Below are 10,462 nucleotides of genomic sequence, written 5' to 3'. Positions count from 1 at the left end.
GGTCGAGTCACTGTGAGAGGTAACTCGTTCATCACTACGCGATGGCCCACCCACAACACGGGTACGACACGCCCGAGCTGCGGCTACGCCGCCTCACCGAATGTCCACCACCCCACGGGACTTACCCTGGCGAAATGGATCGGAATTCTGACGACGTCGGTGATCACACGGCAGCAGGAGATCCACGTGCGCGTTGGAGGAAGCTGCCGCCGGACGTATTGCCCACCAGCACCTCGAAAGACCCGGCAGTCCGAGCTACCGACTTCGACATCGCCCCGATCTATGACCCTCGGACTGCACTGATGCGGACGTTCCGCTGAGTTGATCTTGGTGGCCATCATGCGTGGGTCGTGTCGCATCCACCTGTACTGAACGTGATTCGTCGGATGCACCGAGCAACGGTCGGATTTACTAGTTCGCCTGTTGACGGGGCGAGTCGCCGTGCATGGAGGGGAATGAGGTCCAGGCGGTTCCGATGGTGGTTCGAGTTCGTGCTTCTTACGACTCGCTACAGATTACCTGACATAATGTTGATTATCGGCAAAACTACGACCTGCAGTTCGACGACCTCAAGCCTCGAAGTCGTCGATTCGACTGCAGCGCTGCACTGTTCATTTTTCGAGTCGATGTGATGCGGCTCGGCGGTGTTGGAATCCTCGAGAGGAATGTGTCGCGCATCCGGTGATCGGCTCTCGCGGCAGGCCTGTGTCCGTCCGATGCGATGAGATCGGCACACTCGAATCGGATTGTTCGCCCCACCCTCCCTGTCCCTGCTTATCAATGTTTCGTCACTGTGACGAAAACGAGTAATTGCCGGGTCTCGATGTTTACCGTCGCGTTGGCCGAATGTGCTGGCTACCGCACACTTACTCTGGTTAACATTCGTCGATGGTCGCATTTGCTGAGACACCCCGTCGCCGGAGCTCGAACCGTCGAGTTGCTGCCGTGGCGATCGGGCTGTTCGCCGTTCTCGGCCTCGTCGGTTGCTCCGACGGCTCGTCCGCAGACGCCGATTTCGAGGGTCTGACATCGGGTCAGCGCGTCTACGACCGAACGGGCTACTCGCTGGATCCAGCGCAGACCGCGGACATCCAACGTCAGTTGGAGAACTTGAAATCCGAAACCGGCGCGGATGTGATCACGTACGTGCGTGAACTCGACGCGGATTCGGATGACACGTTGGATCAGGTCGAAGCCCTTCAGCAACGATGGGTGTCCACGGCAGGTATCGACCAGAACACCGCGGGCGCGATCCTGATAAACCGGGAGCCTGGACAACTCGACGAGGCTCGTGCGGGCATCTTCCTCGGCAGCACGTACGACGACGGCAACGTTCCACGGGACGAACAAGAGGCGATCGTCGAGGATGTGCTGATTCCGCCGCTGCGAGATGGTGACGTCGCGGGCAGCTTGACCTCAGGGATCGACCGCCTGAGGTCCGACATTCGTAACGGTCCACCGGTCACGGCCCTGGACAGGTTCGCCGACGGTCCCGGTTCGACCTGGCTGCCGTGGGCCGGGTCGGTGATCTCGATTGTGGGACTGCTCCTGGTGGCAGCGCTGTTCCGCGGTCGCGCGAAATCGACTGTCTCTCGACAATCTCCGACCACAGTGCGACCGGACCAGGCCACCGATGCCGCGTACGCGACCGCCCTCGTACACCGCAGCGCGCAGCCCAGCGGTATGCCGGGAACGGTACTGGCACTCGCCGCCGCCGACGCGCTCACCTTCGAGCCAGACAAGAAGCCGGGAAAGTTCGACAAAGGGACCGTCAGGATCAGGCTTCTGGATCGAACACGTGCCCGCGGAGAGGTTCAAGAGGCGGTCTGGTCGATGCTTGCAGATCGTGCCGAGGACGATGTCGTACCCGGTGACGAGTTGAAGAAGGTCGCGCGGGGTCCCGGCGTGACGAAAAATCTCGTGGACGCAAGACTGCGGGCCGGCGGATTCGTTGCCGATGGAACGGGCCGACGCCGGATAGTTCTGGCCGGTCTGGGCGTACTCGGTGGCGTCGTCGCCGTCGGTGGAATCGCCGTTGCCACATCGGGAGCCCAGGCAATGTGGTTCGCAGTAGTGGCATCGGCCCTCCTGCTCGTTGCAGGACTGTCGACGGCGATCGTGTACTCCCGGTTCTCGGTCGCCGGACTGGACGCCGCTCGCCCGTGGGAGGCCTACCGCGACGGATTGAAGCAGGCCGCCAAGGACGACGACGAGTCGGTCGATTTGAACGCCGCCCTACCGGATATCGTCGCGCTCGGCCTGGCCCCGGCTTTTCGGAAACGGCTCGAGGCCGCAACCGACCCCGGGAGTGACACGCCGCTGCGAGCCTTCACCTCACCCGCGGGTGCCAACTACGCGGCGGGAGATCCGGTGGTCCTCCCCTGGGCTGCGTTCTCCGGGGTGTTCGTCTCCAGCGGTAGCGGATCCGTTGCTTCGGGTGGAGGTGCAGGTGGAGGAGGCGGAGCGGCAGGCAGTACCTGATCGATCGGTCGACGAACCACCTCGTTCGGCTCGATCGCGGTTCGGCGGGCCGCGAACCAGGAACTGAACATCGGGAAAGTCCGATCCTGGTCCCCGCTTCCAGCTACCGTGCTCGGAGGCTCACAATCTCTACCAGGGGTTCTCATGATCGCGGTACGCGCACTCTTCGCTGAGTCGGTTCACCCGTCCGAATCTCGACGGGAAAATCCGGTCGTGCTCGACCTCGATGCCGGTCGAGTCAAGATCACGCAATTCTTCATCGGTGCGGCCACAGTCGTCATCGGGCTGATCGGACTGCTCAGTGCGCCCAGCGAAGAATACGACGGGATCGGTGTCGTCGTCGTGGTGCTCGTCAGCCTCACGACGTTTCCCGTGTCACTCCGATGGTTCATCGGTGGGTGGCCGACGCCGAAAGCGCTCGTTGCCTACGTGGTCTATGCCGACGTATCGATCGGTGCGTGCCTGCTGCTCAAACAAGATCTACTCACCGCAATCGGCGGCACCGTGCTGTTCGCAGTGGTCACCATGTTCGCAGTCATCGCCGTGCGGCCGCTCGTGTATTGGATGCACATGGCCGCAACCGTCCTCGTTCTCGCGATCGTGTGCGTCAGGGCCGCCCTGAACGATGCCGCCAGTGGGTGGGTCGTGATTGCTCACTCACTCACCATGCTGCTCATGTTCGGAGCACCGATGATCCTGGTCATCTACGTCAGTGAATTGCGCTCCCGTGCACAGCAGTCGTTGGTCGACCCGCTGACCGGCCTGCGTAATCGTCGTGGGCTCTTCGCCGCGGTCGAAACAATTCTCCTGACTTCGCACAAAGATCGATCTGCCCAGATGAGTGCTGTGGTACTCGACGTGGACGGCATGAAGCACGTGAACGACACGTTCGGTCATCACACCGGCGACGCTGTTCTGGTCGATCTGGCGCAACATCTGCGGGCAGTCACCTCACACAGCTGGGTGGTTGCCCGACTCGGCGGCGATGAGTTCGCCTGTGTATCCGTGGCGGAACCGGGGACCACGGAGCCGCGGATCGAGGCCCTGGTGGCAGCCTTGTCCGACACACGAGTGATGTCGGGCCTCTCGGTCAGCGTGGGCTCGGCTAGCACCGAAGTGGGCGTCGGCGATTCGGAACAGGCCATATTGCTCCTGCTTCGAACCGCCGACGCCGAGATGTACCGCGCGAAGAGCGCCAGAAGACAGAGTGGCGACTACCGCGGTTCTGTGCAGGGCTGACTACTCCCCCGCGCCGTTGTGCGGAGTGCGCAATCACTGGGTGCAGATGTAGGACTCGCCCCGCAGGCTCATCTGGTGTTGTCCGGCAGGTGCGGCTCGTCGGACTCGGGTTCGACGGCGTCGCCTACGGGACCTGGTGCACCTTGTCCAACTTGATCCGCGAGCTCCAATCCCGCGCCTGCGTACACGTTGAATGCGATGTCCACACCGTGCTCCTTGGCCCACTGCACTTCGTCGTCGTAGCGAGCCACAGCTGCAACGGTTCCACTGAACCCGGATTCGCGCAGACAGGCGAGTGCCGTGACATTGGCTCCGTGACGCGGCATCGCGAGTACCGCGATCCGCACGGACTCCGAGTGCCGCAGTTGATGCCAGAAATCGAGGTCGGTGGCGTCTCCTTCGATGACGCGGAAGCCTCGATCGGCGAGGCGTCGAATACGAGGCCCGTCGTAGTCGACCCCCACCACGTCGAGACGGTAGTGATCGGTGAGCCGCTCGTACGCCGCGAACCCCACTCGCCCCATTCCGATCACGACGACCTCGGCGTCACCGGCATCACCGGAACGTTCTTCTGGGTGCAGGCTGCGCTCGTCCTGCTCGGGCAAACGTGTCGCGATCTTCTCGACCATCAGGTGCCCACGACCGTTGACCAGAGCCGACGCAACGAAACTCAGCGCCACTGCGATCGACATCTCGACCAGCCAAGCCGGGGCCAGAAGGCCGGTCGTCACTCCGACGGAGACGACGATCAGGCCGAATTCGGAGTAGTTCATCAGGCTCAGTCCGGCAAGGAGCGCGGTGCGATACCGCAACTTCATCATGGCGAACAGCGCCACGTACAGCACAGATTTGAGTGGCAGTAGAAGCACCATGAGCAGGGCGACGCCAAGACTGGGCAGGTCCGGTAACCCGGACAGACCGATCGAGACGAAGAAGCCCACGAGCAGCAGTTCCTTGATGTGGAACAGCGAACGCGACAGTTCCGACGAGGCCGAGTGCGATGCCAGCAACACGCCGATGACGAGTGCGCCCAGGTCACCCTTCAGCCCCAGGGCGGAGAACAATGCGTAACCGGGGACCAGCGCCATCACGATGCCGAACAGCGATTGCATCTCGCCGTGGCCGAGCCCGCTCCATATCCTTCGAAGGACCCGCGTCAGTGGCCACAGAAGTACGAGCAGCAGCGCCCAGGGGCTCGGCAGCGTTCCACTGGTGACGGTCAGGAACACCACGGCAACGATGTCCTGCATCACCAGCACGCCGATCGCCACGCGCCCGTACAGAGCGTGCGACTCCCCTCGCTCCTCGAGTACCTTGACCACGAAGACAGTGCTCGAGAAAGACATGGCGAAGGCAAGCAACGCGATCGTCGTCAGGCTCTGCCCGGACAACATGGCCAGTCCCGCGACGGCAGCCAGCCACAGGACGGTGGTGCCGACCACGATGCTGACCACCAGATGGACCGAGGTCGTCAACCACACTTCTCGGCGCAACAGGATACGGACGTCGAGCTTGAGGCCGATGGCGAACAACAACAGGGTGACGCCCAGATCTGCCATCAGCTCGAGCTGGGGCAGCTCACCGACGTCGAGGGCATTGATGGCGAATCCGGCAGCGAGAAATCCGACGAGAGGAGGTAGACGAACCACCATGGCGAGTCCGCCCAAACCGAAGGCGATGACGAGGTAGATCGCGGCAACTGTCATGCACGGTCCCTTGGCTGGTGGACGGCAACCGGACCTCCAACGGATCGACGACATCGGCGGATGCCGTCGGAGTTGTCACCAGTATCCCGGCAATCCGGATATTTCACAGCGAACGGCACCGAACGGGAACGGCGATCGACGAAGTGCGTGCTTCGTCGATCGCTGTTCCGAGATCAGCTGCTGCCGAACCCCGGTCGGGGCGGTATCAGAGCTCGAATTCGGCCGGATCGATTCCGACCGCGAAGCACGCGTTGCGCACTGCTGCCTTTTCGTGATCGTCGAAATGACCGTCTGCGCCGCCGATGATGATGCCGATCTGGATGACCGCCCGCGCCTGATCGGGCTTCGCCTTCAACTTGCCGATCGTCGCTGTCGCCTCGACCTTTCCGAAGTCGAAATCTCCCTGCAGCTTGTCGCAGTACCAGTCGAATTTCTGCCGAAGTTCGTCGGGCTCGAACACCCGCAGAGCCTCGTTGCCGGCGATCAGAGATGCTGTCTTCTGACGCTCGGCAGGATCGATGGTGCCGTCCGCCGCCGCGATCAGCGCACACATCGCCATGCTGCCGTTGGCGAACTCCTTGTTCTTGAACTGGCTGGTCTTGGTCTGCAGCTGCCCGTTCAGTTCCTGTGCCTTGGACTTGAGTTGATCCCAGAACGCCATGGAGCTCCTCACTTGTCGAAGCCCGCGCAGTCGCGCGGACCTCGGACCATTGTCCATGGAGTCGGTGAACGGTTGGGCAACCCCAGTTCAGCGCAGTCGTTCCGCGTCGCGCGCTTTGGCCAACAGTTCGACACACAGCCGGTGCAACTCGGTGGCGTCGGCCCCTTCGACGACTGCGGTGCTGACGTCCTCGGCTGCACATCGCACCTCGAACGCACGGTCGGCTGCCGCGGACGCCTCCTCGGCGGTCAGTACGACGGCGTCGTCCGGAATCGAGGTCCCTTTGGTCGAACTGCGCTGTTCGTACGCGCGTTGGCGGCAGGATTGACGGCAGTATCGCCGTTTACGGCCGGTGCCGGTGTCGGCAACCGGGCGCCCGCACCAGGCGCACGTCTGCTCACGGCGGGTTCTGACGGACATGGTCGTTCAGCCTACTGCGACCCCGAGGTAAGATTCGTCGACAAGCTGCGCCGATGAGACCGCACAGGAGCTCATCGGCTCGGGAACGAACCGACGCGCGGCGACGTTGAAGATCAGTGGGTAGACGGTGTAGTTCGATGTCGACGGATGACCTCGATGCACCTACCTACTATCGATGGAGAGGACTTCACCATGGCAGATCGTGTACTTCGAGGTAGTCGACTGGGAGCGGTCAGCTACGAGACCGATCGTGATCACGACCTGGCACCCCGGCGCGTTGCACGGTATCGGTGCGACAACGGCGAGGAGTTCGACGTACCGTTCGCCGACGATGCCGAAATTCCCGGAACCTGGGCGTGCCGCAACGGTCTCGAAGGCTCGCTGATCGAGGGCACCGCCCCCGAGGCCAAGAAAGTCAAGCCTCCGCGCACTCACTGGGACATGCTGCTCGAGCGTCGATCGGTCGACGAGCTGGAGGAACTGCTCAAGGAGCGCTTGGACCTGCTGAAGGTGAAGCGCCGCGGCGCATGATCGCCGTCGACTGCACCGCCTGATCGAAAACAATCCGGCGGTGCAGTTTTTTTATTCTTTTCGGGCTTTCTGGATGTTTTCGATCGCTTTGTTGCATTGATTGTCGCTCGGTCACGAGTTCCAATACGATCGAGTGGCGGTGTCGCAGGCCCGGTGTCATCATCGTGTATCGATTTGTCACAAGTGTGGCGGTTCGCACATGGGTCGCAGTAACAGTTGTCGGAAAATACCGATAAACCCCAGCAACTGAAGACGAAAACATCAGGGGGCATTAACTCGTGAGCCAGGATTCTGATCAGCGCTCCTCCGACGCTCTGCGTACAGCTGCCTCCGAAGCAGAATCGGAAGGTCATCGCGCAGTCGGCGAGCAGAAGCTTGCGGAGTTGCGCCGCGAGTTGGACGGAATCGACGAAGTGCTCCGCGCTGCAATTCGAGATCGCATCGATGTGTGTGTACGCGTTGCACACGTAAAACGTGACCATTCCATTCCGATGATGCAACCCGGCCGCGTCGGACTCGTGACCGAGCGCGCCCGTGAATTCGCGTCGGCCAACGGTCTCTCCCCCGACTTTCTCGAGGAGTTGTACCGATCGATGATCGCCGAGGCGTGCCGAGTCGAGGATTTGATCATCGATTCTCCCAAGTCCGGGCTCGGCCTCGACAATGAACGGTAGAGGCACGCGATGACGCTCAACACGCTCCTGGTGGACAATTACGATTCCTTCACCTACAACCTGTACAGCCTCCTCGCGGAGGTGAACGGTCGTCCGCCCACGGTGGTCAAGAACGACGTCGAGTGGAGTTCTCTGGACTTCGACGCCTATGACAACATCGTCGTTTCTCCCGGTCCCGGTCGCCCGGATCTGGAGCAGGACTTCGGCATCAGCGCACGTGTGATCCTCGAATCCGATCTACCGATACTCGGCGTGTGTCTCGGGCATCAGGGCCTGTGTCATCTGTTCGGAGGCAGCGTCGACCTCGCGCCTGCACCGATGCACGGCAGGATTACCGACATCACTCATACCGGGGTCGATCTGTTCGCCGGAATTCCATCGCCGTACTCGGTGGTGCGGTATCACTCACTGGTGGTGACACGAACCCCTGCCGAGTTCGAGGAAGTTGCGTGGACACCCGACGGCCTGGTCATGGCGGTTCGGCATCGCAGCAAGCCGATGTGGGGCGTTCAGTTTCATCCCGAGTCGATCAGTACCGAATACGGACGCGAGTTGCTCGCCAACTTCCGCGACCTGACGCTCGCGCAGTCGAGCGCGCCGAGTGCTGTGGGTACCCAGGACTCGATGTTCACCATCGAAACACGCTCGCTCGACGAGGCTTTCGATTCCGAGGAGGTATTCGGTGCGCTCTTCGCGAACGGCTCGAAGAGCTTCTGGCTGGACGGAAGCGCTGCACTGGAGCCCGAATGCAGGTTCACCGTCATGGGTGACTGTTCGGGTCCGCACGCGGAGTACGTGACCTACTCGGTTGCCGAGACCACGGTGACCGTGCAGGGTGCCGATGGAAGAACCGAGCACATCCACTCCACCTTCTTCGATTACATCGATGCTCAGCTGCGCGAGCGGGCTACTCCCCCTCGCCACGACCTGCCGTTTGCCTTCGGACTCGGATACGTCGGGTACCTGGGATACGAACTCAAGGCCGATACCGGTGGGCAGCTGGTACACACAGCTGCAACACCCGACGCTTCGATGGTCTTCGCCGACCGCGCGCTGGTGTTCGACCATGAGGCGGGCACCCTCTATCTGATGGGGTTGGCCACCACCCCCGGGGACCCGGTGCTGGCTCGGTGGTTCGATTCGGTCACCGCCACCCTGCGCGGGCTGTCCGGACGAACTCCCGCGAGCGACCGTTCGGGTGCGCCGTCGTCCGGGACTCCGCTGCTCGGGGCCGATCGATCGCTCGAGCCCCGCCTCCGCCACGATCGCGACCACTACCTGGATCTGATCTCCCAGTGTCTGGCGGAGATTCGGTCCGGTGAGACCTACGAGGTCTGCTTGACCAACACAGCGACGGTTGCCGGTTCCATCGACGCAGCAGCCACGTACTCGTACATGCGCGAGATCAACCCCACTCCCTACAGCGCCCTGCTGCAGTTTCCCGAGGTGTCGGTGTTGAGCGCGTCCCCGGAGCGCTTCCTGCGCATCGACGCCGACCGTATCGTCGAGTCCAAGCCGATCAAGGGAACACGTCCCCGTGGAGGCACCGCGGAGGAAGACAACGCTCTCAAGGCCGATCTCGTCGCGAACGAGAAGGACAAGGCCGAGAACCTGATGATCGTCGACCTCGTACGCAACGACCTGGCACAGGTCTGCGTGCCGGGGTCGGTACACGTTCCCAAGCTGTTCGACGTCGAGACCTACGCTCCCGTACACCAATTGGTCTCGACGGTTCGTGGTCGCCTGCGTGAGGACGCGTCCGCGGCGGATTGTATTCGCGCCGCGTTTCCTGGCGGATCGATGACCGGTGCGCCGAAGATCCGCACCATGGCGATCATCGACAAGCTCGAAGACGGTCCGCGCGGTGTGTACTCGGGTGCCATCGGCTACTTCTCGATCACCGGTACCGCTGATTTCTCCATCGTGATCCGCACGATCGTGGCCACCGAACACGAAGTGACGTACGGGGTCGGTGGCGCGATCGTCGCGCTGTCGGATCCCGACGAAGAGTTCGAGGAGACAATGGTCAAGGCTGTGTCGATGCGCCGTGCACTGACCGGTAGAACGGCGAAGAGCGAGTAAGGCGCACGCGCCTCACCCGCTCTTCGTCGTGCATCGGCTCGACGCCGACGTGTCTTACGGAGTAGCGAAGTACTCGAAGACGGCAGGCTGCGCCTGCGGATTTCCGTTGGACGTTCCGATGACTGCGCCTGCGACCGTACCGATCACGGTTCCGATGATGCACCCCGAGATGAAGTTCGGGAAGATCGAGACACAGCCGATGGCGAAACCGAGGCCTGCGCCGATCGCTGTGCCGACGCCGCCACCATTGTTCCAGCCGATGGCCAGCTGGTTGACCATGTTGTCGAATGCCTGCTGCTTGGTCTGCGGGCCCGCGACCTCGGCGACGGGAACCGTCTGCGGCGTCAACGTCAACTCTCGACCCTCGGCCCCGATCAACGGTGCGATCGAGTAGACGGTGCCGTTGACGGTGTACTCCAGCGGAACAGAGGCGATTGTTGCACCGGCCTGGTCGATGATCGACACGGTCTCGCTCGTGGCGTCGACCCGGAACAGTCCGGCGTCGAGGATGGTGGTGACCGTTCCGTCCGGGTTGACCGAGGTCTCGTAGTTCACCGGATCCGACGACGGGTCTGCTACGGCGTGGCCCGCTCCGGTGGCTACCGCAGCGGTCAACGCCACCGCGACCGTTGCTGTTCTGATCAGTTTCACTGTGTCCCCTGGTAGTA

Annotated in this window: 10 protein-coding genes; 6 read left to right on the top strand and 4 right to left on the bottom strand. The window is 62.4% G+C overall.

The window, feature by feature from the left end; genetic code table 11:
• Nucleotides 1-134 precede the first annotated feature (134 nt).
• From MTX34_RS12545 to MTX34_RS26000, 3 genes are all read left to right on the top strand, one after another.
• On the top strand, nt 135-320 hold the full coding sequence (locus MTX34_RS12545) for a hypothetical protein (RefSeq protein ID WP_243609648.1): 186 nt from the start codon (nt 135-137) through the stop codon (nt 318-320).
• A 568-nt stretch (nt 321-888) separates the two neighbouring features.
• Nucleotides 889-2,481, top strand: a complete 1,593-nt coding sequence (locus MTX34_RS12540; RefSeq protein WP_243609647.1) for a TPM domain-containing protein — start codon at nt 889-891, stop codon at nt 2,479-2,481.
• 213 nt (nt 2,482-2,694) lie between these two features.
• A complete protein-coding gene (locus MTX34_RS26000) occupies nt 2,695-3,720 on the top strand; it encodes a GGDEF domain-containing protein (RefSeq protein WP_243609646.1) in 1,026 nt (341 codons plus the stop codon).
• Nucleotides 3,721-3,788: 68 nt separating this feature from the next.
• Here MTX34_RS26000 and MTX34_RS12530 read toward each other — a convergent pair whose 3' ends face one another.
• The 3 genes from MTX34_RS12530 to MTX34_RS12520 all read right to left on the bottom strand — a co-directional run bounded on the left by MTX34_RS12530 (nt 3,789) and on the right by MTX34_RS12520 (nt 6,507).
• The gene (locus MTX34_RS12530; protein WP_243609645.1) at nt 3,789-5,426 is read right to left on the bottom strand and encodes a cation:proton antiporter family protein; all 1,638 of its coding nucleotides are present in this window, start codon (nt 5,424-5,426) and stop codon (nt 3,789-3,791) included.
• A gap of 205 nt (nt 5,427-5,631) precedes the next feature.
• A complete protein-coding gene (locus MTX34_RS12525; protein WP_243596206.1) occupies nt 5,632-6,087 on the bottom strand; it encodes a tellurite resistance TerB family protein in 456 nt (151 codons plus the stop codon).
• Nucleotides 6,088-6,174: 87 nt separating this feature from the next.
• Nucleotides 6,175-6,507, bottom strand: coding sequence for a hypothetical protein (locus MTX34_RS12520; RefSeq protein WP_243596207.1), 333 nt, complete (start codon nt 6,505-6,507; stop codon nt 6,175-6,177).
• A gap of 192 nt (nt 6,508-6,699) precedes the next feature.
• Between MTX34_RS12520 and MTX34_RS12515 the strand changes: the two genes are divergently transcribed.
• From MTX34_RS12515 to pabB, 3 genes are all read left to right on the top strand, one after another.
• Nucleotides 6,700-7,038, top strand: a complete 339-nt coding sequence (locus MTX34_RS12515) for an RNA polymerase-binding protein RbpA (protein WP_027497120.1) — start codon at nt 6,700-6,702, stop codon at nt 7,036-7,038.
• Between the two features lie 278 nt (nt 7,039-7,316).
• The gene (locus MTX34_RS12510; protein ID WP_243609644.1) at nt 7,317-7,712 is read left to right on the top strand and encodes a chorismate mutase family protein; all 396 of its coding nucleotides are present in this window, start codon (nt 7,317-7,319) and stop codon (nt 7,710-7,712) included.
• Between the two features lie 9 nt (nt 7,713-7,721).
• Nucleotides 7,722-9,794, top strand: a complete 2,073-nt coding sequence (gene pabB / locus MTX34_RS12505; protein WP_243609643.1) for an aminodeoxychorismate synthase component I — start codon at nt 7,722-7,724, stop codon at nt 9,792-9,794.
• A 54-nt stretch (nt 9,795-9,848) separates the two neighbouring features.
• Here pabB and MTX34_RS12500 read toward each other — a convergent pair whose 3' ends face one another.
• Nucleotides 9,849-10,445: a hypothetical protein gene (locus tag MTX34_RS12500; protein ID WP_243596210.1), complete on the bottom strand. Its 597-nt coding sequence runs from the start codon at nt 10,443-10,445 to the stop codon at nt 9,849-9,851.
• Between the last annotated feature and the right edge of the window lie 17 nt (nt 10,446-10,462).

The organism is Rhodococcus sp. ARC_M5, from assembly GCF_022810405.1.
GTDB lineage: Bacteria > Actinomycetota > Actinomycetes > Mycobacteriales > Mycobacteriaceae > Rhodococcoides > Rhodococcoides navarretei.
This window is presented reverse-complemented; position numbering and strand designations above follow the sequence as displayed.